Genomic DNA, 22852 nt, shown 5'->3' on the forward strand with positions numbered 1-22852 from the left:
CGGTTCGGGCCCTTACGCTTCGTCTTCCTCGCCGTCGGCGAGTTCTTCGGCGTCCGCATCCTCTTCGACTTCCAGCTCTGCCGGATCGACCCAACCGAGCTGAACGCGCGCGGTCATGATCAGGGTCTGGGCCTCTTCGAGGCTCATCTCGAAGGATTCGAGGATACCGTCGTCCTTGATGCGCTGACCGTCGACGCTGGTCCAGCCACCGGCCAGTTCCCAGTCCGCGCAGGTGGCGAAGTCATCAAGCGTCTTGATGCCGTCTTTCGCCAGTGCTTCGATCATCTGGGGCGTCAGGCCCTCAAAGTCAATGAGGCTGTCTTCGACACCCATCGCCCGAGCGGCATCCAGCGCAGCCTGATTGGCCGCTTCGATCTTGTCGCGGGCACGGGCCTGCAGCTCGGTCGCGGTGTCTTCGTCGAAGCCGTCGATCGACAGAAGCTCGTCGATTTCAACGTAGGCGACTTCTTCGAGGTTGGTGAAGCCTTCGGCCACCAGAAGCTGCGCCATCATCTCGTCGACGTCGAGCGCGTCCATGAACAGCTTCGTACGCTCGGCGAATTCCGCCTGACGGCGGGCCGATTCATCCGACTCGGTCATGATATCGATGTCCAGCGCGGTCAGCTGCGAGGCCAGACGCACGTTCTGACCGCGACGGCCGATGGCCAGCGAGAGCTGCTCGTCGGGAACCACCACCTCGATGCGGGCCGCGTCCTCGTCGATCACCACTTTCGACACTTCGGCCGGCTGCAGCGCGTTCACGAGGAAGGTCGCCTGATCTTCGTTCCACGGAATGATGTCGATCTTCTCGCCCTGAAGTTCGTTCACCACGGCCTGCACGCGCGAGCCGCGCATACCGACACAGGCGCCGACCGGGTCGATCGAGTTGTCGTAGCTGATGACGGCGATCTTCGCGCGCGAACCCGGGTCACGGGCCACGGCCTTGATCTCGATGATGCCGTCGTAGATTTCCGGCACTTCCATCTTGAACAGCGCAGCCATGAAGTCGGGCGCGGTGCGCGACAGGAAGACCTGCGGGCCACGGGCCTCACGGCGGACGTCCTTGATGAAGCAGCGGATGCGGTCGTTCGGGCGGTACGATTCACGGCCAATCTTCTCGTTGCGGCGCAGGATGCCCTCGCCACGGCCGATATCGACGATGATGTTGCCGTATTCCTCGCGCTTGACGGTGCCGTTGATGATCGTGCCGACGCGGTCCTTGAACTCGTCGTACTGGCGATCACGCTCGGCTTCGCGGACCTTCTGCAGGATGACCTGCTTGGCGGACTGGGCGGCGATACGGCCCAGATCGACCGGCGGAACCTCGTCGACGATCTCGTCGCCGATCTGCGGGTCGGCCAGATATTGCTTGGCCTGCTTCACGGTCAGTTCGGCGTGGTGGTTTTCCAACAGCTCGTCCTCGACCACGGTGCGAACGCGGGTGAACTGGGCGCGGCCGGTCTTGCGGTCGATGTGGACGCGGATGTCCATGTCGGCGCCATAGCGCGACTTCGCAGCCCGCGCGAGGCTGTCTTCCATCGCCTGAACGACCAGCTCGGGATCGATCAGTTTCTCACGAGCAACCGCTTCGGCGGTCTGCAGCAGTTCAAGCTGGTTGGCGCTGGTAATGGCCATCTCTCACTCCTCCTCGGAAGCGGTATCGGTTTCGATGGAATCGAAGTCGGTTTCGTTGATCACGCCGGCATCCTTGCGGGCGCGCAGGGTTTCTTCGATCAGCTCGTCGGTGAGGACCAGCTTGGCATCGGAGAGCCAGTCGAACTGCAGGCCGATGATCACCGGCTCGCCCTTCTCCTCGATCTCGATCAGGACTTCGCCGTCCTCGGTGCCCTGCAGGTTGCCCTTGAAGCGGCGGCGACCATCGATCAGCTCGGACGTCTCAAGCCGCGCCTCGTAGCCCGACCAGGTGTCGAAATCCTTCAGACGGGTCAGCGGGCGGTCGATGCCGGGGCTGGAGACTTCCAGCACATAGGCGTCCTCCAGCGGATCCTCGACGTCGAGAACGGCGCCCACCAGCGTGGTGATCTCGCCCAGCTCGTCGATTTCGATCCCGCCCTCGGGCCGATCCGCCATGATCTGCAACGTGCGGGTCTTGCCCGACATCAAACGCAGGCGGACGAGTTCGAAACCTGCGCCTTCAATGGCAGGTTTGACGATCTCGGCGACGCGCCGGTCGATGGCCGTGCGAGCCACCAGGTCGTTGCTTTCGTGTTGCTCGCTCATGCGAAACCCCAGAAATAAAAAAACGGGCCGAAGCGGCCCGCGAAACTTTTCGGTGGGCTGCCGGTTTGGACCCTGCAGCGCCGCTGTTGAGGGGGATATACGCCCCGAACACCAAGAATTCAAGCGATATGTCGCACAGGCCGCCGCTGTCGCATTTCACCCGCCGCAATCCGCCGCTAGGCTCCGCCCGTCATGACCCCGAACCGCCGCCAATTCCTGACCCTCGCGAGCGCCAGCGCCGCCGCCGCGTGGTTGCCGGCCGCGCCCGCGCGCGCCATCGCCAACCAACCCGATCACCTGTTCCGCTGGCACGGGGGCGGGCCGTATTTCGGCGGCTTCTCAGGCCTGTCGATCAGCCGGGACCGCAGCCGCGCCCTGTTCCTGTCGGATCGCGGCTTCCTGGTCCGCGCACGGCTGATCCGCGACAGCGCCGGCGCGATCACCGAGATCGAGAAGATCGAGCATACCGAACTGCGCGGCCCGGATGGCGCCATCCTGCGCGGCGGCCGCGCCGATGCCGAGGGGCTGGATCAGCGGCCCGATGGCTCTCTGTTTATCGCGTTCGAGACCGGGCGCGGCCGTTTGTTCCACTACCCCGACGAGGCCGGCCCCGCCACCGCCCTGCCCCGCGCGCAAAGCTGGCGCCGCCTGCCTGGCAACCAAAGCCTCGAAGCGCTGGCCGTCGACGACAACAACGCCCTCTACACCCTGCCCGAGGCGGCGCTGGACGGGGCCTTCCCCCTCTACCGGCTGCAACAGACCCGCGGCGCGGATTGGGAGATCATCGCCCAGCTGCCGCCCCGTGGCGATTTCAGGCCGGTCGGTCTCGATTTCGGCCCGGACGGCAACCTCTACCTGCTGGAGCGCCGCTTTCGTCTTGCGTTTTTCGCCAGCCGGATCAGCCGCTTGCGCCCGGGCGACTGGGGCCAGCCGGAAACCTTGGTCGAGACGGGGATGGGCTCTCTCGACAATCACGAGGGGATCGCGATCAGCCGGGACGCGGCCGGGCAGCTTTGGGCGACGACCGTGTCGGACGACAACCAGAACCGCCTGCAACGCACCGAGATCGCCGAGTATCGCCTGCCCGGCTAGCGGGTCATCAACTGCGAATGGCGGAAGCCGTCCATGATCGCCACCAGCTCGGCGGTGATGCCCGGTTCGGACAGGGCATGACCTGCCATCGGCACCATGCGCAGGCTGCTGCCGGGCCAGGCGCGGTGCAGGGTCCAGGCGGTGACGGGCGGGCAGATCATGTCGAACTGGCCCTGCACGATGGTGCCACGCACCCCGTTCATGCGCCACAGATCGGACAGAAGCTGGCCGTCCCGATCGAAGAAGCAATCGTGCGAGAAGTAATGGTTCTCCAACCGCGCGAAGGCCCGGGCGTAATCAACGGGCGTCTCGTGGTAGAAGCGCGTCTCGACGGTGGCGAGCGCATTCTCCCAGTCCGACCACAGCCGGGCAAAGCGCGTCTCCTGCGAGAAATTGCCCGAGAACAGCCGCTGCCGATAGGCGCCGATCAGGTCACCGCGCTCGGCCACCGGAATCGCCTCGGCGAAGCGCGACCATAGCTCCGGATAAAAGCGCCCGGCACCGCCGCCGTAGAACCAGTCAAGCTCGGCCTTGGTGCCCATGAACACGCCGCGCAGCACCAGCCAGGCGACCGGCGCGGGATGCGCCTGCGCATAGGCCAGCGCCAAAGTGGCACCCCAGCTGCCGCCAAACACGATCCAGCGGCCAATGCCCAAGGTGCGGCGAATCGCCTCGATATCGTGGATCAGATGCTGCGTCGTGTTCGCCTCGACCGAGGCATGGGGCCGCGAGCGCCCGCATCCGCGCTGGTCGAACAGCACGATCCGGTAATGCTCGGGGTCGAAAAAACGCCGCATCATCGGGCTGGAACCGCCGCCCGGACCGCCATGCAGCACCACGACCGGCTGACCGGCGGGATTGCCGCTCTCCTCGACATAGAGGGTGTGGCCCTGCCCCACCTCCAGCATGCGCCGCTCGTAGGGTTCGATCGGCGGGTAGAGATAGGCGGCTGCGCTCTTTTGCTCGTGCGACTTGTCCATGTTCCGGTCTATATACCCCGTCGAGCCCGTCTTCCCGGCCTCATTCGACGGGAAGCGCGGGGAAAAGGCAAGCCGGAGCACCCGATGAGCAGCACGATCGATCCCGCCGAAGTCGCCAAATTCGAGACCATGGCCGCCGATTGGTGGGATCCGCATGGCAAGTTCAAGCCGCTGCATATGCTCAACCCCTGCCGGCTGGACTATATCACCACGCAGATCGCCGCCGAATTCGGCCGCGACCTGTCGAAGCCCCGCCCTTTTGAGGGCCTGCGCCTTCTGGATATCGGCTGCGGCGGCGGGCTTCTGTCCGAACCGATGGCACGGCTGGGGGCCGAGGTGATCGGCGCCGACGCGGCTGAGCGCAACATCCCTGTCGCGCAGGTCCATGCCCAGCAATCGGGGCTGGAGATCGACTATCGCCACACCACGGCCGAGGATCTGGCGGCAGCTGGTGAGCGGTTCGACGTGGTGCTGAACATGGAAGTGGTCGAGCATGTGGCCGACCCGCTGGCCTATCTGACCGCCTGCCATGACCTGCTGAAGACCGGCGGTCTGATGATCTGCTCGACCCTGAACCGCAATCCCAAGAGCTACGCCATGGCGATCTTCGGCGCCGAGGTGGTGATGCGCTGGTTGCCCAAGGGCACGCATGACTGGTCCAAATTCATCACACCGGACGAGCTGTACCAGCTGATCCGCGACGCAGGCCTGGACCCGGTCGACCGCAAGGGGATGGTGTTCAACCCGGTGTTCTGGCGCTGGTCTTTGTCCGAACGGGATCTGTCGGTGAATTACGTCACGGCCTCGATCCGGCGGGACTGAGGGGACGGGTGAGGGGTTTCGCCCTCGCCCGGCATGGCTCCGCCACGCAGGTCTTGGGCGACAGAACCGGGGGCTCTGCCCCCGGACCCCCGGGATATTTCTAGAACGAAGATGGGAAAGAGGGCGGTGCGCGTGCCCCCTCACCTTGTTCCAAATACTCAGACGCGGCTGGGCATGAGCATTGCCCGCGCCCTTTCACTCTGCCGGAAATACGCGGCGACGGTTCAGCGGTAGACGCGCTGGGTTTGCGTACCGAGGCCTTCGACGCCGAGTTCGACCACGTCACCCTCGGCGAGGTAGCGGGGCGGTTTCATGCCCATGCCGACGCCCGGCGGGGTGCCGGTGGCGATCACGTCGCCGGGGTGCAGCGTCATGAACTGCGACAGGTAGCTGACGAGGAAGGCGGGTTTGTACACCATCGTGGCGGTCGAGCCGTCCTGCATCGTCTCGCCGTTGACCTTGCACCAGAGACGCAGGTTGGCGGGGTCGGCGATCTCGTCCTTGGTGACCAGCCAGGGGCCGATCGGGCCGAAGCTGTCGCAGGACTTGCCCTTGGTCCACTGGCCTTGCCGTGCGGTCTGGAAGCTGCGTTCGGAGACGTCATTCACCGTGCAGAAGCCGGCAACATGATCCAGCGCCTCGGCTTCCGAGACGTATTTCGCAGCCTTGCCGATGACGATGCCGAGTTCGACCTCCCAATCCAGCGCGTCCGAGCCACGGGGGATCTCGATCCCGTCGTTGGGGCCGCAGATGGCCGAGGTGGCTTTCATGAACAGGATCGGCTCGGAGGGGACCTGCATCCCGGCCTCGGCCGCGTGGTCGGAATAGTTCAGGCCAATGCAGAGGAACTTGCCCGTTCCCGCCACACAGGCGGCGATGCGCGGCTGGCCTGCGACGACGGGCAGGGTCTCGATGTCCAGCGCGGCGATGGCGGCGAGGCCTTCGGGCGAGAGGGCGGCGCCACCGATATCGGCGACATGCCCCGAGAGATCGCGGATCGTCCCCGCATCGTCCAGCAGGCCGGGTTTCTCGGCCCCGATGGGCCCGTAGCGCAGCAATTTCATGGCGGTGCCTCCCTTGTCTGGCCCCGATGAGGACCATGCGAGGCCACGCTTGGCAAGGTGGTTCAGGCCTTGCCGTCGATCTCGGCGATGAGTTGCGCGTGGCGGGCGATATAGGCGGCGCGAACCTCGGCCGGGGGGCGCGGGATCAGGGTCATGGTGGCGACCTCGGGCAGCGGTTTGCCGAAGATCTTGTCGGCCTCCGAGCGCGAGAAGCCCGCGATCTGGGTGGCTTCCAACCAGGCGGATTGAGTATCCGCCTTCTTGATCAGCGACTTGACCGTCTTCGGCAACACCGCGGGAAGGCCGAAGCGGTGATGGATCGCTGCCGTCAGCTTGGCATCCAGCGCCTTGTAATCCGGCCCGACCGCCGCCTTCACCGGCGAGATCATGTCGCCGATCACGTATTCCGGGGCGTCGTGCAGCAGCGCGGCCAGACGCCAACGGGCCGGGAAATTGGGGTTCAGCTGGGCGGTCAGCGCCTCGACAAGAAGCGAGTGTTCGGCCACGGAATAGGGCCAGTCGCCGGTGGTCTGCCCGTTCCACCGCGCCACGAAGGCGAGGCCATGGGCGATATCCTCAAGCTCGATATCCATCGGCGTCGGATCGAGCAGGTCCAGCCTTCGACCCGAGAGCATCCGTTGCCAGGCGCGTGGCTGTTTCATCCCGATCTCCGACGGCGGTCACGGGTTGTCGATAGCGAAGCGCGGGCGCGGCCTCAACCGGCTTGGTGCCGGCTGGGCAAGATCAAACCGGTCCGCGCAGGAACTGGAAGGCCGCTGCCGGGAAAACGATCAGCGCCATGGCGCCCAGCATCACCAACAGAAGCACGATCATCACCAAGCCACGCCACCGGTTGCGCGGCGCGAGGCTGCTGGCGGCGTCCTCCGAGGCGACCTCGGCCGCATCGCGGAAGGCGTCGCCCAGCGCATCCTCATCCTCAGGACTGTCCTGATCGTCGATCCAGGCATCCTTGCTGAGGATCGAGGCGCGGCGCGGCCGGGCGGCTTTCGGGCTGCCGGCGGGAACATCATCGCGGAACGCCGCAGCGAAGGGGCTGCGCGAGGGCGGCACGGTGCCGACGTCCTCCACCGAGGCCATCAGGCTGGCGACGTCGATCGAGGTCTTGCCGTCCTTCACCGTCACCTGCGGCGCCCGGTCCTGCTGGGCGGAGAGCTGGGTCACCACGCTGTCGGCGGCGTCCTGAACCACGCTGCCCGGCGGACGGCGCGAGCTGCGCAGCGAGGGCCAGCGGCCGGTCAGCGTGGCGCGACGCGCGGGCGGGCGGGGCGGCGAATTGGGATTGCGCAGGATGCCGACGCGTGCCTGACGCTCCAACCGGGAAAGCCGGCGCGACATGCTGGCGTCGGCGCCATCGGTTTCCGTGCCGCTTTCGGCTTGGCTGCGCGTGGGATCCTGCATCGTGTCCTGCCCCTGTCTCAAGGCCCGGTGCGTCGGGCCTGGCCTCGTCTCTAGATCCCGTTCGCCGGTATGGGCGGCGGGTCATCGAGGGTCAGGATCGCCAAGCTGGGTTAAGATCCGCTGAACAACCCTTTGGGAAGACGCAAAAAAGGCCGAGGCATGGCGCCCCGGCCTTTCCGAATTCTCGACAATCGCACCAAATCAGCGCGATTGTTTCCGCATACCTTACGACAGCACGGTGCCGGCAGGCGCGCCGGTCGGAGCGGCGTTCTGCGCCTGCTGACGGGCCAGCTGCTGGCGGTACATCGCCATGAAGTCGATCATGTCCAGGTTCAGCGGCGGGAAGCCACCGTCGCGGGTCACGTCCGAGATGATGCGGCGCGCGAAGGGGAACACGATGCGCGGGCATTCGATCAGCAGGAACGGATGCAGCTGCTCTTGCGGTAGGCCGTCGATCAGGAAGATGCCGCCGTATTCCAGCTCCACGAGGTAGAGGGTCTTGCCGCTCCCCTTGTGCTTGGATTCGACGCGGTACTTCGAGATCACCTCGTAATGGCCGTCGGCTTCGCGCTTCTTGGCGTCGAGGCTGACCTGCACCTGAATGTCGGGCTGGCCCGGAGGCAGAACGCCGTCGCCACGCACGATGGCGTTTTCGAACGACAGATCCCGCACGAACTGCGCGAGCACCTGGAATTTCACTTGCGGCTGCGCGCCGGGCTGAGCGGCTGCACCTTCTTGCGGCGCGGCGCCGTTGCCTTCTTCGGCCATGATCCTCTCCTGCGTTTCATTTGCCTTTGGCGGGGTTTCTAGCAGGCTGGAACCGGGGCCTCAATGCCGCGCGGACCCCGCGAGAGGCCGGAAAACCACCACGTTTCGCGGTCAGGGGCGATGATCCTCGACCCGGCGGTCGGGATCGAGGGGATCGCGTGTGCTCGGCCCTTCGGTGAACTCACCCTCGAACACGTCGTCGCGGCGGTATGTGCGGGTGCTGACCACGGTGGTCCGGGCACCGATGGCGCGCACGATGGTGCGTTGCAGCGGCGGCACCAGCAGCGCGAGGCCCAGCGCGTCCGTCAGGAAGCCCGGCAGGATCAGCAGCAGGCCCGCCGTCATGCGGAAAGCGCCCTCGGCGAGGAAGGTGCCGGGCTGCATCCGCAGGCCTCCCTGCATCACGGCAACGGCGCGGGCTTGTTGCCCCCGCAGCACCGAGGCCCCGGCCATGGCCGAGAGCAGGATCAGCGCCAAGGTCGCGGCCACCCCGATCTGTCCACCCACGGCAATGAAGAGGGCGATTTCGATCAGCGGCAACAGCACGAAGATCAGCAAGGCAGGCACGGGCAATCCCTTTCGTTAACCTGCGCCCCGCTGCCGCATCTCGTGCGGTAGACATAGGGCGCGACGCACCCTACATAAGCAACGATCGTATGAAACCAAGGCCGCACGCCCCCGAGGACATGATGGATTCCGCCGTGATACAACTTCTGGTTCTCGCCGGCATTGCCGTATTCCTGATCCTGAAGCTACGCTCGGTGCTGGGAACGCGCGACGGCTACGAGCGTCCGCCCGAGCCCGCACCCGGTCCCGCAAGCCCCGCACCGCGGGCCAATCGCGGCTTCGAGGTGATCGAAGGCGGCGAGGATCGCGATATCACCGATCACGTTCCCGCGAACTCGGACGCTGCGACGGCGCTGGCGGCGATGAAGCGCGCCGAGCCCTCGTTCAACGTCAGTGAGTTCCTTGGCGGGGCCCGCGGCGCCTATGAGATGATCCTCATGGGCTTCGAGAATGGCCAGCTTGATGACCTCGTGCCGTTCCTTTCGCGTGACGTGTTCGAGAGCTTCGACGAAGTGGTCCAGCACCGCGAGCGCGAAGGCCTGACCGTCGAGGCCAGCTTCGTCGGCCTGCGCGAGATCGAGGTCGCCGCCGCCCGTTTCGACCCGACCACCCGCGAGGCCGAGATCACTATCCGCTTCACCGGCGAGATCACCTCGGTCGTGCGCGATCGCAACGGCACCGTGGTCGAGGGCGACCCCAACCGCATCAAGCAAGAGCGTGACTCGTGGACCTTCGCCCGCAAGATGGGGTCCGACAACCCGAACTGGCGTCTGGTCGCGACCGGCGACTGACCCTCAGGAAAGGGTCGCCATGCCGCGCCGCCGCCTCTCAGACGATGAGCGCGAGCTCTGGCAACGCGTGGCGCGATCGGCGAACCGGCTGAAGCTGTCCGGCGATCCGCTGGAGCCTGACACCCGCAAGGGTCCGATCCCCGATCCCAAGCTGACGGAAAGTGGCGCCGCGCAACCGGCGCCGCCGCCCTTTCCGGATCCCCCCAAGAAGAAGCGCGCGCTTCCCCTGCCCCCCTCGGCCGGGCGCAAGACGCCGCCGCCCGTGCAGTTCGATCTGGCGGAAAGCATCGGCGACCGGCTGGCGCGGGAACCTGTGCGGATGGATCGCAACCTCCACCGCTCGATGAGCCGCGGCAAGCTGGAGCCCGAGGCGCGGATCGACCTGCATGGCATGACGGTCGCGCAGGCCCATGGTGCGTTGAACGGCTTCATCCTCTCGGCCCATACGCGCGGGCTGCGGCTGGTGCTGGTGATTACCGGCAAGGGCCGCAAGACCGCGCCCGACCATTTTGCGCCGATGCCGGCCCGCGCGGGCGTGCTGAAACACGAAGTCCCGCAATGGCTGCGCATGGCGCCACTGTCGCCCTTGGTGTTGGAAGTTCGCGAAAGCCACCGCAGCCATGGCGGCACGGGCGCTTACTACGTCTACCTGAAAAAGCGCCGTTAGCCGTCCTGCGCGGGCAGGTCGTCCTCGTCGGGCTCCTCGATCACCATGCGCCGCAGCCACCACGGTAGCACTGCACGGCGCGACCGGCGTTGATCCCCGGCGGTGGTGATGTCGGTGAGCGGCGTCAGGATCACCTCGGTGGTGTTCTGCAGCGTCAGGATCGTCGCCGGCAGCAGCGGGACCGAGCCCGAGGCCTCATCCCCCAGCGCGACGTTCATTGCGTTCATCTGCTCTAGCAAGCCGATCAGCGCGGGCGAAGATCCGGCGGTGAAATGCCCGTCGCCCGAGCCGAAGGCGCTGACATCGACCACCGTCACACCCAGATCGGCCACCTCCTGCGGATCGGCCATATTGCCCAGTCGCGCCCTCTCGCCGGTCAGGCTGGCTGAGAGCGTCAGGATGCGGTCCCGCTGCGAGGTGACGATCAGGAAGGGGTCGGGCAGATCCCCGATGGCGCGGACCTGTTGGCGGAACAGTTCCACATCCAGATCCGGCGAGATCAGGATCACGCCGCCGATGTTCTGCATCACGGGATCGTGGGTCAGGGCGATCTGGCGCAGGGTCTCCATCACCAGATGCGAGCCCATGGAATGCGCAATCAGGATGATGCGGCGCGGCCCGGCCCGACGCACCTGCGTCAGCATGTCGATCAGCCCGTCGCGCGCGAACAGCGCGGAATCCCGGTCATGCGCGTAAGCCAGAGGCGCGCCCAGCGAGGGCCAGGAATAGTGCAGCATCACGCCCGGGATGTTCAGGTCGTAATCCAGCTGCGCCGTGCGATAGACCCCTTCGATGAAGGCGGTGTTGAACCCATGCACGAAGACCACGGCCTCATTCTGGCCGGCGGGTTGCGCGGCCAGCTCCTGCCGAAGGTCGGCGACGAAGGCCTCGGGCGTTTCGGGACGGGCCTCGGCCAGCATGAAATGCCGTGCCGGATCGGCGGCTTGCCGGGGACGCTGCCGCGGAATGGCGCCACGCTCACGCTCAGGCGGGATCGACACGACGTAATGGCCATACGTCACGTCCTGCGCCCGCTCCCAGCCCGGAACCGGCTGGTTGGGATCGGCGCCGCGCGTGGTGCCGACCAGCACGCTGCGGGCGATGGCACCGTCGGCCGGGGTCTCGACGAAATCGACCTGCTCGCGCACCGCGCAGGCGGCCAGCAGGGTCAGGGACAACAGGAACAGAACACGCATCGTCAGGCTTCCGGCCGGGGGATCGCCCCTTGATACACGAGCCATGTGACGCCGTCATGGGGGATGCCCGCTGCCTGGACGATTTTCCCGCTTCCCCCGGACGGGGGGCAGGCAGTAAGGGGGAAGGATGCGCGATATCCTGATCTCTGCCCGCTCCGCCGCCGACCAGTTGCGCCCGCTCTTCGAGCCGACGCCACTGCAGCGCAACGATCACCTGTCGAACCGCTTCGGGGCCGATATCTGGCTCAAGCGCGAAGACCTGACGCCGGTGCGCAGCTACAAGATCCGCGGCGCCGTCAACGCGATGACCCGGCTGCTTGAGGAAAGCCCGGATCAGGAGATCTTCGTCTGCGCCTCGGCCGGGAACCATGCGCAGGGCGTGGCCTTCGCCTGCCGCCATTTCGGCAAGAAGGGCGTGATCTACATGCCGGTGACGACGCCGAAGCAGAAGATCGACAAGACCCGCACCTTCGGCGGCGAAGCGATCGAGATCCGGCTGACCGGCGACTATTTCGATCAGGCCCTTGCCGCCGCGCAGGCCTTCTGCGCCGAGGCCGGTGGCCATTTCCTGTCGCCCTTCGATGATGACGACGTGATCGAGGGGCAGGCCAGCATCGGCGCCGAGATCATGGACCAGCTGGGCCGCGCGCCCGACATCATCGTGCTGCCGGTCGGCGGGGGTGGTCTGGCCTCGGGCGTGAAGCGGTATTTCGAGGCCCTCGGTGCCCCGGTGACCCTGCGCTATGTGGAGCCGCTGGGCGGCGCCAGCCTGAGTGCCGCGCTGAAGGCCGGCGAGCCGGTGACGCTGAACAAGGTCGACGGCTTCGTTGACGGTGCCGCCGTCGCGCGCATCGGCGCCCGGCCCTTCGCCACGCTGAAGGATGCCGATCCCGCCGCCGTGCTGCTGGCGCCCGAGGACCGGATCTGCATCACCATGCTGGAGATGCTGAACGTCGAAGGCATCGTACTGGAACCCGCCGGCGCCTTGGCCATCGACGCCCTGCCCGACCTCGCCGAGGAGATCCGCGGCAAGACGGTGCTGTGCCTGACCTCGGGCGGGAATTTCGACTTCGAGCGTCTACCCGAGGTCAAGGAACGCGCCATGCGTTTTGCCGGGACGAAGAAATACTTCATCCTGCGCCTGCCTCAGCGTCCGGGTGCGCTGCGCGATTTCCTGCAGATCCTCGGCCCCGAGGACGACATCGCGCGCTTCGAATACCTGAAGAAATCGGCCCGCAACTTCGGCTCGGTGCTGATCGGCATCGAAACCTCGCGGGCCGAGAACATCACCGAGCTCTTCGTCCGCATGACCGAAGCCGGGTTCGATTATCGCGATGTGACCATCGACGAGACGCTGGCGAATTTCCTCGTCTGAGCGGCGCCGAGCGATCCCTGCCCTGAGCGGAACCAGGGCGGGATTGCGACGGCAACACGCGGCAGGCGTTGAAACCCGGCCGGGCGGTCGTCAGGCCGCCAGCTTCGGCAGACCGTCGATGAAAGCCACGCGCGAATTCTCATAGCTGCGGCGCACGGCCGGCAGGTCGACTTTCGCCGCTTCACCGTTGTTCGCCTGCGTCTCGGATTGCGCGCAAAGCGCCGCGAATTCCCGGAACCCCAGGTTCAACGCCGCACCCTTCAGAAAGTGCAGATCGGCCGCCAGATCCTCGGCGGGACCGGCGGGATCAAGACGGGCGAGTCCTTCCTCGACCTCCTGCAGGAAGACCTCGACGACTTCGTCGAAGGCCTCGCCCATATCCGACCTCAATTCTGCCACATGGGACCAGTCTATCATGTCCAAACCTCCGCTGTTTGCGACAGCATGTCATACAAGCGCTAATCGAAAGCTAACGGCCGGGAAACCATCAAATCGACGCAGGGCTTCAGCTTTTCTTAAGCGGCGTGAGGAACAACAGTAGTATTAATTTCGACAGGTGCGCAGTGCCCTCAGTAGCTCCCTCTCCGATCGACACGCGACCCGCGCGTCCGCCCGCCCATGATCGGGCGATCAGGCATGTGCTGATCGTGGACGATTCGCGCGCCCAGCGCATGATCGTCGAGGCCGGGCTGCGCAACCGGGGCTTCACCGTCCACCACGCCGCCTCCGGGGTAGAGGCGCTGGAACTGTGCAAGACGGTACCGGTCGATCTGGTGCTGTCCGACTGGATGATGCCCGGCATGACCGGCATCGAATTCTGCCGCGCCCTGCGGGAGATGCCCTCGGACCGCTATGTCTATTTCATTCTCCTGACCTCGAAATCCGAGAAGAGCGCCGTGGCCGAAGGGCTGGATGTCGGCGCCGACGATTTCCTGTCCAAACCGCTGGATCAGGCCGAACTGCGCGCCCGTATCAACGCCGGTGAACGGGTGCTGGCCATGGAGCGCGCGCTGCGCGGCAACAACGCGCTTCTGTCCGACACCTTGGCCCGTCTGCGTGCGCTCTATGATTCGCTCGACCGCGATCTGGTGGAGGCGCGGAACCTCCAGCAATCGCTGCTGCGGGAGCGTAATCACCGCTACCCGGAAGGGCATATCAGCCTGATGCTGCGCCCCTCGGGTCATGTCGGCGGCGATATGGTCGGCTTCTTCGAGATCACGCCCCAGATCACCGGCCTCTATGCCTTTGACGTCTCGGGACACGGTGTGGCCTCGGCCCTGCTGACGGCGCGGTTGTCCGGGCTGTTGTCCGGCACCTCGGCGGATCAGAACATCGCCATTTCCGTCGGTCGCGACGGCCCGATGGGCCGCCCCCCGGCCGAAGTCGCAACCGCGATGAACCGGCTGATGCTTTCCGAGATCGAGACAGAACGCTATGTGACGCTCGCCTATGCCGAGATCGACCGCGAGAGCGGTCGTCTGCGCATGGTGCAGGCCGGTCACCCCCATCCCATTGTGCAGCACGCCGATGGCAGCATCACCTTCCTCGGCGATGGCGGTCTGCCCGTGGGCCTGTTGGACAACGCCGACTGGACGGGTTTCGAGGCCCAGTTGCAACCCGGCGAGCGGCTGCTCCTTGTTTCAGACGGTGTCACCGAATGCCCTGATCCCGACGGGGAAGAGCTGGGCAACGAAGGGCTGGAGCGCCTGCTGCGCAAGCTGCACGGCTTGGGCGGGGCGCAATTGCTCGATGCGCTGATGTGGGAACTGGCCAATTGGCACGGGTCCGAGGATTTCCCCGACGACGTGTCCTGCGCCCTGTTCGAATACGGCTTCGGCGAATAACCCGCGCTTGGACCGAGGGTCAGTCGCGCGCCGCATCCTGTTGCAGGCGCGCTTCGATGGCTTTTAGCCGGGCCAGAACCTCGTCGCGGTATTCGTCCGTGCGGGCAGCGTCTTCCTCGTTATGCGCTTCCTGCATGGAGTTGACGATGAGGCCGACAAGCAGGTTCACCACCGCGAAGGTGGTGATCAGGATGAAGGGCACGAAGAAGGCCCAGGCGTAGGGATGGACCTCCATCACCGGACGCACGATGCCCATCGACCAGCTTTCCAGCGTCATCACCTGGAACAGCGAATAGGTCGAGGCGCCCAGATCGCCGAACCATTCCGGGAAGGCATCGCCGAAGAGCTGCGTCGCCAGCACGGCCGAGATGTAGAAGATCATCCCCATCAACACGATCACCGAGCCCATGCCGGGGATCGCGCGCACGAAGCCTTCGACCACGCGGCGCAGCGTCGGGGCGACCGAGATCACCCGCAACAGCCGCAGCACCCGCAGGGCCCGCAACACGCTGAAATTGCCCGCGCCCGGTACGATGGCGATGCCGACGATGACGAAATCGAACAGGTTCCAGCCTGAGCGGAAGAACGATAACCGCAGCGCCACCAGCTTCAGCGCCAGCTCCACCACGAAGACCGCAAGGCAAGCCATGTCGATCGCCACGATCAGCGGCCCCGCCGCCGCCATCACGGCATCCGAGGTCTCCAGCCCCAAGACCACGGCGTTGAGCAGGATCACCCCGATGATGCCGTTGCGCACGATCGGGCGGTCGAGGAAGGAGAGGATGCGGTCGCTGAGGGGCATGATCGGTCCGGTCAGGGGGCGTTTCAGCCGATATGGGCGCGCGAGAAGCGGGCCGCAAGTTCCACATGCGCCGACCAGCGGAACTGGTCCACCACCTGCACCCAATCCAGCCGATAGCCCGCCGCGATGAGCGTTTTCGCGTCACGCGCGAAGGTCACCGGATTGCACGAGACATGCGCGATGACCGGCACCTGCGCCTTGGCAAGTTCGGCGATCTGAGCTTCAGCCCCGGCGCGCGGCGGGTCGATGACCACGGCGTCGAAGCGCTTCAGCTCGTCGGGCATCAGGGGGCGGCGAAACAGGTCACGCGCCTCGGTGCTGATCTTCTTCAGCCCCGCCGTATTGCGCCACCCGAGGTCCAGCGCGGCAAGCATCGGGGCAAAGCCTTCGACGGCATGCACCTCGGCGGTTTCGGCCAGCGGCAGGGCAAAGGTCCCGGCGCCGGCAAACAGGTCGGCCACGGATTTCGCCGCGCCCACGGCCTCCTTCACGGCGGCCAGCAGCGCGGATTCGCCCTGCGGCGTGGCTTGCAGGAAGCTGCCCGGCGGCGGCGAGACATGGGCGCGCCCGAAGGCCAGCGTCGGCGGCTGCTCCTGCAGCAAAACCTCGCCGTTCCACGACAGGCGCACCAATCCATGGGCGCCTGCGATCTGCGGCAGGCTGAGATGCAGCGCCTTGTCGAGCGGCTTGCCCTCACTCACGGCGACCTCGATCCCCTGCTCGAACCGGGTGACGGTCAGCTTGACCTCGCCCTTTCGCGATCCGCCCTCAACGACCAGCGCCTCCAGCGCCGGCAGCACGTCGATCAGCGCGGGGTCCAGCAGGGTGCAGCCGGGAATGGCGGTGACGGTGTCCGACGCGCGGGCATGGAAGCCGACCAGCGCGCCAGATTTCAATCGGCGCCCGGCCAGAGTGGCGCGACGGCGCGAACGGGCGGGCGAGGTCAGGGTCGGGCGGAACTCGGCCTCCAACCCCTGCCCGGCCAAGGCCTGCCGGACAACGCCGGTCTTCCAGCTTTCGACAAAGGGATCGGCGGCATGCTGCAGCGCACAACCACCGCAGGACTTGTAATGCTTGCAGGGCGCGGCGACCCGTTCGGCCGCCGGGGTAACGATCTTCGGCTGGGCGATGCGCCCCTCGACCGCCTCGCCCCCGATGACCTCGCCGGGCAGTGCCCGCGCCACTGTCAGCCCGCCGCCGATGCCCTCACCGCGAATGTTCAGACGCTCGATGGTGATCATGCCGAGGCCCTCGCCGGTGAAAACGCATAGCCCTCGGGCGAGAGGATCGTTGCCTCACGCAGGCCATGCGGCTTGTCGGCGGGCGCCTCGATGACCGTGCCGCCATGCGCTTCGGCACGCAAAACGGCAGCGTCAGGGTCGATTCCGAACAGATAGAACTGCGCTCCGGCCCCGCGCGGCGGGTTCTCGGGCAGGATGTCGTGCAGCGGATGGCGCGAGAAGGTGGCGTCCGAATGCAGCTGGATGAGCACCGCGCCATGCCGGGCCAGCGCGAAATCATCCGACAGACGGTGGATCGTCAGGCCCAAGCAGCCCTCAAGGAAGGCCGCCAGCCCGCGCACATCGCGGGTCAACAGGTTCACGCCCAGCCCGTCCAGACTGCGGCCGAACTCGGCGGCCCCCACTGTCTCCAGATCCATCACGCCTCTTCGTCCTCGTCCACGCCCAGAAATCCGCCCGATTGGCGCGCCCAGAAGCCGGCGTATCGGCCGTTCCGCGCCAGAAGCTCGTCATGCGTGCCTTCTTCGACCACGCGGCCCGCGTCAAGGACGATGATGCGGTCCATCTGGGCGATGGTGGACAGGCGGTGCGCGATGGCCAGCACGGTCTTACCCGCCATGACGTCGTTCAACGTCTCCTGAATCGCCGCCTCGACCTCGCTGTCCAGCGCCGAGGTCGCTTCATCCAGCACGAGGATCGGCGCGTCCTTCAGGAAGGCCCGCGCCAGCGCGATCCGTTGCCGCTGCCCGCCGGACAACCGCACCCCGCGCTCGCCCAGCTGCGCGTCGTAGCCCTTGCGCCCGGCGTTGTCGCGCAGGTCCTGGATGAAGTCATGCGCCTCGGCCGCCTCGGCGGCGGCGATGACCTCGGCCTCGGACGCATCGGGGCGGCCGTAGCGGATGTTGTCGCGGGCCGAGCGGTTGAACATCGCCGTGTCCTGCGTGACCATGCCGATCTGGCGGCGCAGGCTCTCTTGCGTGACGTCGCGCACGTCGATCCCGTCGATGCGAACCGCGCCTTTTTCGGTGTCATAGAGCCGCAACAGCAGCGACACGAGGGTCGATTTCCCTGCACCCGAGGCCCCGACGATGCCGATCCGCTCACCCGGCCGGATCTTCAGATCCAGCGCGTCCACGCCCCCGGTGCGCCGGCCATAGGCAAAGCCAACCTTGTCGAAATGGATCTCGCCCAGCACCGGCGGCATCTCGCGCGCGGTCTCGGCATCGGTCAGGGCATGGGTCACGGCGAGGGTGCGCATGCCGTCCTCGACCTCGCCGATATTGGCGTAGATGCCCATCAGCGTGAAACTGACCCAGCCGGTCATCTGCGCCAGACGAATGGCCACGGTCCCGGCGGCGACGATCGCCCCGGTCGAGGCCGCGCCCTGCGTCCACAGCCACAGCGTCCCGCCGACCAGCGCCACGGGCAACAGACCCGCCACCAGCATCAGGCAGATACGGAACGTGGCCGAGACGCGACCATAGGCCAGCACGCGCTCACGGTAGCCCTTCATCGCGTCGAGGGCGTTCTGATCCTCGAACCGGGCATGGGCGAACAGCTTCACGGTGCGGATGTTGGTGATCGTGTCGACAACCTGCCCGGTGACCATGGCCCGCGCCCCGGCCCGCCCGGCCGCGCGCTTGCGGATATGCGGCATGAAGGCGCGGATCATGAACACATAGCCCGAGGCCCAGACCAGCAGCACCAGACCCAGCCGCCAGTCGATCGCCGTCATCAGCGCCACCGACCCGAGGATCGAGGACAGCGCGAAGGCCACGGTGTTGATGCTCTCGCTCACCACCTCGGTCAGCGCGCGCGAGGTTTGCAGCTGCTTCTGCGCGATCCGCCCGGCGAAGTCGTTGTCGAAAAAGCCGATGTCCTGCCCCATCGTCCAACGGTTCAGCCGCGACAAGACCAGCGGGTCGACGTTCGGCGCGATGGCAAGGAAGTTCGCCGCGCTGTTGAGGCCAAAGGCGATGGGCCGCACCAGCAGGAAGAACGCCGCAAACCCCGCCAGCAGGAGCCAATGGTCGGCAAAGAAGCTCGACACCTGCCCGCCCGTCGCCGCGTCGACGACCATGCCCATGACCCAGGCTGACAGAACCTCGGTCACGCCCCCGGCTGCCGAGATCACCGTGGCGATCCAGATCCCGGGCCACGCCCCGTCCAGCGCCCAGCGCACGAAGGCCATCAACGTCCGGGGCGGCGCGCCCTCGGCGGGGCGGAAGGGGTGGATCAGGGTCGACAGGCTCATTCATGTTCGCACGGGATGCCCCGCGCCCTCTCATCATCTTGTCTCAAATACTCCGGGGGGGCCGCCGAAGGCGGTGGGGGCAGCGCCCCCTCCCCGAGTCCTCACTGCGCCGCTTCATCCTCGGTGCCGATGAACCCACCCGATTGCCGCGCCCAGAACCCGGCATAGAGCCCGCCCTGCGCCAGCAGCGCTTCATGGCTGCCCTCTTCGACAATGCGGCCGTCATCCATCACCACGATCCGGTCCATCCGCGCGATGGTCGAGAGCCGGTGCGCGATGGCGATCACTGTCTTGCCCTCCATCATGCCGTAAAGCGTCTCCTGGATTGCCGCCTCGACCTCGGAATCCAGCGCCGAGGTCGCCTCGTCCAGCACCAGCACTGGCGCGTCTTTCAGGATCACGCGGGCGATGGCGATCCGCTGGCGTTGACCGCCGGACAGCTTCACGCCCCGCTCGCCGACCCGCGCGTCATAGCCGGGCCGCCCGTCCGAATCCGCCAGCTCGAGGATAAACTCATGCGCCTCGGCGCGTTTGGCGGCTTCGATCATCTGCGCCTCAGAGGCGCCCTCGCGGCCATAGAGGATGTTCTCACGCACCGAGCGATGCAGCAGCGCGGTGTCCTGCTGGACCATGCCGATTTGCCGGCGCAGGCTGTCTTGCGTGACCTGCGTCACGTCCTGTCCGTCGATCAGGATGCGCCCGTGCTCAGGGTCGTAAAACCGCAAAAGCAGCTTTACGAGGGTCGATTTCCCGGCGCCCGAGCGCCCGATCAACCCGATCTTCTCACCCGGCCGGATGGTCATCGACACGCGGTCCAACCCGCCCGAGCCACGGCCGTAATGATGGCTCACGCCCTCGATCTCGATCTTGCCCTCGTGGAACGTCAGCGGCTTGGCCCCCGGCGCGTCGGTCAGGGTCACCGGCTGGGCGATGGTCTCCATCCCCTCGGCCACGACGCCGAGATTGCGGAAGAAGGAGGACACCGCCCACATCAGCCAGCCGGTCATCGCATTGAGGCGCAGCACCAAGGCCGAGGCCGCCGCGACGATCCCCAAAGTCGCCGAGCCCGCCGACCACAGCCAGACCGACCACCCCACGACCGCGACGATCAGGAAGCCGTTCAGCGCGACGAGACACAGGTCCATCGTCGTGAATATCCGCATCTCCTTCTGGAAGGTGATGCGGGCATGCTCGATCGCCTCGCGGGCGTAATCGGTCTCGGTCCCGGCCTGCGCGAACAGCTTCACGGAATGGATGTTGCTATAGGCGTCGACGACGCGACCCGTCACCGCGCTGCGGGCATCGGACGCCGCCTGCGAGGCCGGGCCGACATTGCGGATTGTCCAGCGCACCAGCAGGACATAGAGCCCCAGCCAGACCAAAAGCGGCAACACCAGCCGCGGGTCCGAACCCCAGAGCAGTACCGCCGCGCCGATGATATAGGCCACGGCAAAGGTCAGCGCGTCGAAGATCTGGAACACCGCCTCACCCGCTGCCGGCGGCGTCTGCATGATACGGTTGGCGATCCGGCCGGCGAAATCGTTCTCGAACCAGCCAACCGATTGGCGCAGCACATGCTTATGCGCGCGCCAGCGAATGAGCGTGCCGAAATTGGGCAGGATCGCGTTGTTGATCAGGCCTACGTCGATCACCTGCAGGATCGGCCGCAGGACCAAGAGGAAGATCCCGGCCATCGCTAGCTCCAAGCCGTGCTCGGCCCAGAAGGTTTGCGCACCGGTCTGCTCCAGCAGGTCGACGAGGCGGCCCATGTACCACAAGAGGCCCGTCTCGATCATCGCCACGGTGAACGAGGCCAGCGCGGTAAAAGCAAAAACCTTGCGGAACGGGCGCATGTACAGGCCCAGGAACGGCCACAGCTTGCGCGGGGGCGTGTCCTGTTCGGGGTAGTCGACATAGGGGTCGACCAGATTTTCAAAGAATTTGTACACGCGGGACGTCCTTCACAAGTGAAGGCAATCTAGGTCGCGACCGGGGGTCAGGCCAGCCCCAGAAGTGCCAAGAGCTCGGCTTTGCCGGGCACAAGGTCGTGGGCCAGCCAATGCGTCTGCGCGCGCGACAGGGCGAGGCCCAGCGACGGCCCCATCAGCATCGGCATCAGATCGGCAGGTTTCAGCGGGAAATCCGCCTGCGCCCCGCGCATCACCTGCCGTGCCCAATCCGGCGCGGGCGGGGTCTCCAGAAGCGCCGCGCGCCCCAGAAGAGCGTCGGTCGCAAGGCGTTGGCCCAGTTTCCAACCCAAGGCGGCGGGGCTGTCCATCGAGGAAAAAGCGTCTCTAACCTTGCCGAAATCGCGTGCCTCGGCCTTCGACAAGCGCAGGCTTTCGACGCTCTCGGTCAGCACGGCGAGGCGGCGGATGAAGCTGCCGGGCTTGCCCTCCTCCAGATGGACCAGAAGCGGCAGCGCCTGCGGCTGCGCGCCGGGCAGGACGTGCAGCAACACCCCCGTCTGCGCCATCGAGGCGACGGCAGGCGCGGGGTCCTCGGCGGCCAGCAGCTTCTTTAGCTCGGCGGTGATACGCTCGGCGGAAAGCGTCTCTAACATGGCCGAATGTTCGGCACAGGCGGCCAAGGCGTCGGGGTCGAGCCCCTGCTGGGGATCGCCATATTGGGCGTGGAACCGGAAGAACCGCAGGATGCGGAGATAATCCTCCCGGATCCGCGCATCCGGATCGCCGACGAAGCGTAGACGCCGGGCGTGCAGGTCCGGCAGACCGCCCAGCGGATCGACGATTGTGCCGTCCGCCTGCGCATAGAGCGCGTTCATGGTGAAATCCCGCCGCGCCGCGTCCTGCTCCAGCGAGGCGCCGAAGCTCACGCGCGCATGGCGGCCGAAGCTTTCCTCGTCATGGCGGAAGGTGGTGACCTCGAAGCCTTCGCCATGCGCCACGATGGTCACCGTGCCATGCGCGATGCCGGTCGGCACGGCGCGAAGACCGGCATTTTCGGCAAGGTTAGACACTGTTTCGGGCAAGGCCGAGGTGGCGATGTCCACATCCGTGACCGGCACACCCAGCAGGGAATTCCGCACACAGCCACCGACGGCGAGGGCGTGATGGCCGGCGCCGGTTAGCATGCCCAGCACGGCCTGCGTGCCGGGATTGTCGAGCCAGTCGCCGGAGATCCTCATCCCGCCATCCTTGCCGCCAGCCCGCGCAGCATCCGCGCGGTCGCGCCCCAGATGTAATAGGGGCCCCAGGGCACGGCGAAATAGGAGCGTTTTGTGCCCAGCCAGCGACGGCTCTCGATGGCATAGGCGCGCTCATCAAGCAGATGGGACAGCGGGACGAAGAAGGCTTCCTCGACCTCGCCGGCCTCGACCACCGGGGTGAAGGGCGCACGCACAACGGCGAGGATGGGGATCACGGTGAAGCCGGTGACGGTCTCATGCTCGGGCATTTCGCCCAGCACTTCGACCAAGGCGGGATCAAGGCCCACTTCCTCATGCGCCTCGCGCAGCGCAGCGGCCTGCGCATCGGCATCACCGGGATCGACCTTGCCGCCGGGAAAGGCGATCTGGCCGGGATGATGCTTCAGCGTCGAGGCGCGCTTCGTGAGCAGTATCGCCCAGCCGTCGGGCCGCTGACACAGCGCGATCAGCACGGCGGCGGGGCGCAGCTTCAGCCCCTTGGGGCGGAACTGGGGATTGAGGTCGAAATCGCTCGAGGACGGGCCGTCGCCTTGCAGCGCGGCCCGCACCCGGTCGATCAT

At 66.5% G+C, this 22852-nt stretch carries 23 protein-coding genes; 6 read left to right on the forward strand and 17 right to left on the reverse strand.

What is annotated here, in order from left to right; all coding sequences use genetic code 11:
• Positions 1-12: 12 nt before the first annotated feature.
• Together nusA and rimP are read right to left on the reverse strand one after the other, a co-directional pair.
• Positions 13-1635, reverse strand: a complete 1623-nt coding sequence (gene nusA, locus BCY78_RS05115) for a transcription termination factor NusA (RefSeq protein ID WP_068298779.1) — start codon at positions 1633-1635, stop codon at positions 13-15.
• A 3-nt stretch (positions 1636-1638) separates the two neighbouring features.
• Positions 1639-2241 carry a ribosome maturation factor RimP gene (gene rimP / locus BCY78_RS05120; protein ID WP_068298782.1) on the reverse strand — a complete coding sequence of 201 codons (603 nt, stop codon included), beginning with the start codon at positions 2239-2241 and terminating at the stop codon, positions 1639-1641.
• 192 nt (positions 2242-2433) lie between these two features.
• On the opposite strand from rimP, the gene BCY78_RS05125 reads away from it, so the two are divergent.
• The gene (locus tag BCY78_RS05125) at positions 2434-3333 is read left to right on the forward strand and encodes an esterase-like activity of phytase family protein (protein ID WP_068298784.1); all 900 of its coding nucleotides are present in this window, start codon (positions 2434-2436) and stop codon (positions 3331-3333) included.
• On the opposite strand, the gene pip is transcribed toward BCY78_RS05125, so the two are convergent.
• Positions 3330-4313 carry a prolyl aminopeptidase gene (pip, locus tag BCY78_RS05130; protein WP_068298787.1) on the reverse strand — a complete coding sequence of 328 codons (984 nt, stop codon included), beginning with the start codon at positions 4311-4313 and terminating at the stop codon, positions 3330-3332. The two genes, BCY78_RS05125 and pip, sit on opposite strands and share 4 nt — an antisense overlap.
• An 84-nt stretch (positions 4314-4397) precedes the next feature.
• Between pip and ubiG the strand changes: the two genes are divergently transcribed.
• The gene (gene ubiG / locus BCY78_RS05135) at positions 4398-5135 is read left to right on the forward strand and encodes a bifunctional 2-polyprenyl-6-hydroxyphenol methylase/3-demethylubiquinol 3-O-methyltransferase UbiG (RefSeq protein ID WP_068298788.1); all 738 of its coding nucleotides are present in this window, start codon (positions 4398-4400) and stop codon (positions 5133-5135) included.
• 224 nt (positions 5136-5359) lie between these two features.
• On the opposite strand, the gene BCY78_RS05140 is transcribed toward ubiG, so the two are convergent.
• The 5 genes from BCY78_RS05140 to BCY78_RS05160 form a co-directional block, all read right to left on the reverse strand.
• Positions 5360-6199, reverse strand: a complete 840-nt coding sequence (locus BCY78_RS05140) for a fumarylacetoacetate hydrolase family protein (RefSeq protein ID WP_068298789.1) — start codon at positions 6197-6199, stop codon at positions 5360-5362.
• Positions 6200-6261: 62 nt separating this feature from the next.
• Positions 6262-6861 carry an HD domain-containing protein gene (locus BCY78_RS05145; RefSeq protein WP_068298794.1) on the reverse strand — a complete coding sequence of 200 codons (600 nt, stop codon included), beginning with the start codon at positions 6859-6861 and terminating at the stop codon, positions 6262-6264.
• A gap of 82 nt (positions 6862-6943) precedes the next feature.
• Positions 6944-7618 (reverse strand): hypothetical protein, encoded by a 675-nt coding sequence (locus BCY78_RS05150; protein ID WP_068298797.1) that lies wholly within the window; start codon positions 7616-7618, stop codon positions 6944-6946.
• Positions 7619-7843: 225 nt separating this feature from the next.
• Complete coding sequence (gene secB, locus BCY78_RS05155; RefSeq protein ID WP_068298799.1) at positions 7844-8386, reverse strand: protein-export chaperone SecB; 543 nt, start codon at positions 8384-8386, stop codon at positions 7844-7846.
• 111 nt (positions 8387-8497) lie between these two features.
• Complete coding sequence (locus BCY78_RS05160) at positions 8498-8953, reverse strand: FxsA family protein (RefSeq protein ID WP_068298802.1); 456 nt, start codon at positions 8951-8953, stop codon at positions 8498-8500.
• Positions 8954-9075: 122 nt separating this feature from the next.
• Between BCY78_RS05160 and BCY78_RS05165 the strand changes: the two genes are divergently transcribed.
• Together BCY78_RS05165 and BCY78_RS05170 are read left to right on the forward strand one after the other, a co-directional pair.
• Positions 9076-9744: a Tim44/TimA family putative adaptor protein gene (locus BCY78_RS05165; protein WP_068299333.1), complete on the forward strand. Its 669-nt coding sequence runs from the start codon at positions 9076-9078 to the stop codon at positions 9742-9744.
• Positions 9745-9763: 19 nt separating this feature from the next.
• Positions 9764-10411 carry a Smr/MutS family protein gene (locus tag BCY78_RS05170; RefSeq protein ID WP_068298804.1) on the forward strand — a complete coding sequence of 216 codons (648 nt, stop codon included), beginning with the start codon at positions 9764-9766 and terminating at the stop codon, positions 10409-10411.
• On the opposite strand, the gene BCY78_RS05175 is transcribed toward BCY78_RS05170, so the two are convergent.
• The gene (locus BCY78_RS05175) at positions 10408-11607 is read right to left on the reverse strand and encodes an alpha/beta hydrolase (protein WP_068298806.1); all 1200 of its coding nucleotides are present in this window, start codon (positions 11605-11607) and stop codon (positions 10408-10410) included. The two genes, BCY78_RS05170 and BCY78_RS05175, sit on opposite strands and share 4 nt — an antisense overlap.
• 127 nt (positions 11608-11734) lie before the next feature.
• Here BCY78_RS05175 and ilvA point away from each other — a divergent pair, with 127 nt between their 5' ends.
• Positions 11735-12982, forward strand: coding sequence for a threonine ammonia-lyase IlvA (gene ilvA, locus BCY78_RS05180; RefSeq protein ID WP_068298808.1), 1248 nt, complete (start codon positions 11735-11737; stop codon positions 12980-12982).
• A gap of 90 nt (positions 12983-13072) precedes the next feature.
• On the opposite strand, the gene BCY78_RS05185 is transcribed toward ilvA, so the two are convergent.
• Positions 13073-13399: an Hpt domain-containing protein gene (locus BCY78_RS05185; protein WP_068298811.1), complete on the reverse strand. Its 327-nt coding sequence runs from the start codon at positions 13397-13399 to the stop codon at positions 13073-13075.
• A gap of 227 nt (positions 13400-13626) precedes the next feature.
• Between BCY78_RS05185 and BCY78_RS05190 the strand changes: the two genes are divergently transcribed.
• Complete coding sequence (locus tag BCY78_RS05190; RefSeq protein WP_255402851.1) at positions 13627-14826, forward strand: PP2C family protein-serine/threonine phosphatase; 1200 nt, start codon at positions 13627-13629, stop codon at positions 14824-14826.
• A 19-nt stretch (positions 14827-14845) separates the two neighbouring features.
• On the opposite strand, the gene BCY78_RS05195 is transcribed toward BCY78_RS05190, so the two are convergent.
• The 7 genes from BCY78_RS05195 to BCY78_RS05225 all read right to left on the reverse strand — a co-directional run bounded on the left by BCY78_RS05195 (position 14846) and on the right by BCY78_RS05225 (position 22852).
• Positions 14846-15628 (reverse strand): ion transporter, encoded by a 783-nt coding sequence (locus BCY78_RS05195; protein WP_068298814.1) that lies wholly within the window; start codon positions 15626-15628, stop codon positions 14846-14848.
• Positions 15629-15651: 23 nt separating this feature from the next.
• Positions 15652-16869 carry a class I SAM-dependent RNA methyltransferase gene (locus BCY78_RS05200; protein ID WP_068298817.1) on the reverse strand — a complete coding sequence of 406 codons (1218 nt, stop codon included), beginning with the start codon at positions 16867-16869 and terminating at the stop codon, positions 15652-15654.
• Positions 16866-17288 (reverse strand): VOC family protein, encoded by a 423-nt coding sequence (locus BCY78_RS05205; protein WP_068298819.1) that lies wholly within the window; start codon positions 17286-17288, stop codon positions 16866-16868. The genes BCY78_RS05200 and BCY78_RS05205 overlap by 4 nt, the downstream gene beginning before the upstream one ends.
• A complete protein-coding gene (locus BCY78_RS05210; RefSeq protein WP_068298822.1) occupies positions 17288-19123 on the reverse strand; it encodes an ABC transporter ATP-binding protein in 1836 nt (611 codons plus the stop codon). The genes BCY78_RS05205 and BCY78_RS05210 overlap by 1 nt, the downstream gene beginning before the upstream one ends.
• Before the next feature lie 101 nt (positions 19124-19224).
• Positions 19225-21072 carry an ABC transporter ATP-binding protein gene (locus BCY78_RS05215; protein WP_068298825.1) on the reverse strand — a complete coding sequence of 616 codons (1848 nt, stop codon included), beginning with the start codon at positions 21070-21072 and terminating at the stop codon, positions 19225-19227.
• 47 nt (positions 21073-21119) lie between these two features.
• Positions 21120-22271 carry a CCA tRNA nucleotidyltransferase gene (locus BCY78_RS05220; RefSeq protein ID WP_068298828.1) on the reverse strand — a complete coding sequence of 384 codons (1152 nt, stop codon included), beginning with the start codon at positions 22269-22271 and terminating at the stop codon, positions 21120-21122.
• The gene (locus BCY78_RS05225) at positions 22268-22852 is read right to left on the reverse strand and encodes a CoA pyrophosphatase (protein ID WP_139103094.1); all 585 of its coding nucleotides are present in this window, start codon (positions 22850-22852) and stop codon (positions 22268-22270) included. The genes BCY78_RS05220 and BCY78_RS05225 overlap by 4 nt, the downstream gene beginning before the upstream one ends.

It is taken from the genome of Pararhodobacter sp. CCB-MM2, assembly GCF_001691415.1.
Classification (GTDB): Bacteria; Pseudomonadota; Alphaproteobacteria; order Rhodobacterales; family Rhodobacteraceae; genus Pararhodobacter.

Bases quoted from the DNA above. Each gene is read 5' to 3' on its own strand.
- nusA (WP_068298779.1), bottom strand. From the start codon at position 1,635: ATGGCCATTACCAGCGCCAACCAGCTTGAACTGCTGCAGACCGCCGAA.
- rimP (WP_068298782.1), bottom strand. From the start codon at position 2,241: ATGAGCGAGCAACACGAAAGCAACGACCTGGTGGCTCGCACGGCCATC.
- BCY78_RS05125 (WP_068298784.1), top strand. From the start codon at position 2,434: ATGACCCCGAACCGCCGCCAATTCCTGACCCTCGCGAGCGCCAGCGCC.
- pip (WP_068298787.1), bottom strand. From the start codon at position 4,313: ATGGACAAGTCGCACGAGCAAAAGAGCGCAGCCGCCTATCTCTACCCG.
- ubiG (WP_068298788.1), top strand. From the start codon at position 4,398: ATGAGCAGCACGATCGATCCCGCCGAAGTCGCCAAATTCGAGACCATG.
- BCY78_RS05140 (WP_068298789.1), bottom strand. From the start codon at position 6,199: ATGAAATTGCTGCGCTACGGGCCCATCGGGGCCGAGAAACCCGGCCTG.
- BCY78_RS05145 (WP_068298794.1), bottom strand. From the start codon at position 6,861: ATGAAACAGCCACGCGCCTGGCAACGGATGCTCTCGGGTCGAAGGCTG.
- BCY78_RS05150 (WP_068298797.1), bottom strand. From the start codon at position 7,618: ATGCAGGATCCCACGCGCAGCCAAGCCGAAAGCGGCACGGAAACCGAT.
- secB (WP_068298799.1), bottom strand. From the start codon at position 8,386: ATGGCCGAAGAAGGCAACGGCGCCGCGCCGCAAGAAGGTGCAGCCGCT.
- BCY78_RS05165 (WP_068299333.1), top strand. From the start codon at position 9,076: ATGGATTCCGCCGTGATACAACTTCTGGTTCTCGCCGGCATTGCCGTA.
- BCY78_RS05170 (WP_068298804.1), top strand. From the start codon at position 9,764: ATGCCGCGCCGCCGCCTCTCAGACGATGAGCGCGAGCTCTGGCAACGC.
- BCY78_RS05175 (WP_068298806.1), bottom strand. From the start codon at position 11,607: ATGCGTGTTCTGTTCCTGTTGTCCCTGACCCTGCTGGCCGCCTGCGCG.
- ilvA (WP_068298808.1), top strand. From the start codon at position 11,735: ATGCGCGATATCCTGATCTCTGCCCGCTCCGCCGCCGACCAGTTGCGC.
- BCY78_RS05185 (WP_068298811.1), bottom strand. From the start codon at position 13,399: ATGATAGACTGGTCCCATGTGGCAGAATTGAGGTCGGATATGGGCGAG.
- BCY78_RS05195 (WP_068298814.1), bottom strand. From the start codon at position 15,628: ATGCCCCTCAGCGACCGCATCCTCTCCTTCCTCGACCGCCCGATCGTG.
- BCY78_RS05200 (WP_068298817.1), bottom strand. From the start codon at position 16,869: ATGATCACCATCGAGCGTCTGAACATTCGCGGTGAGGGCATCGGCGGC.
- BCY78_RS05205 (WP_068298819.1), bottom strand. From the start codon at position 17,288: ATGGATCTGGAGACAGTGGGGGCCGCCGAGTTCGGCCGCAGTCTGGAC.
- BCY78_RS05210 (WP_068298822.1), bottom strand. From the start codon at position 19,123: ATGAGCCTGTCGACCCTGATCCACCCCTTCCGCCCCGCCGAGGGCGCG.
- BCY78_RS05220 (WP_068298828.1), bottom strand. From the start codon at position 22,271: ATGAGGATCTCCGGCGACTGGCTCGACAATCCCGGCACGCAGGCCGTG.
- BCY78_RS05225 (WP_139103094.1), bottom strand. From the start codon at position 22,852: ATGATCGACCGGGTGCGGGCCGCGCTGCAAGGCGACGGCCCGTCCTCG.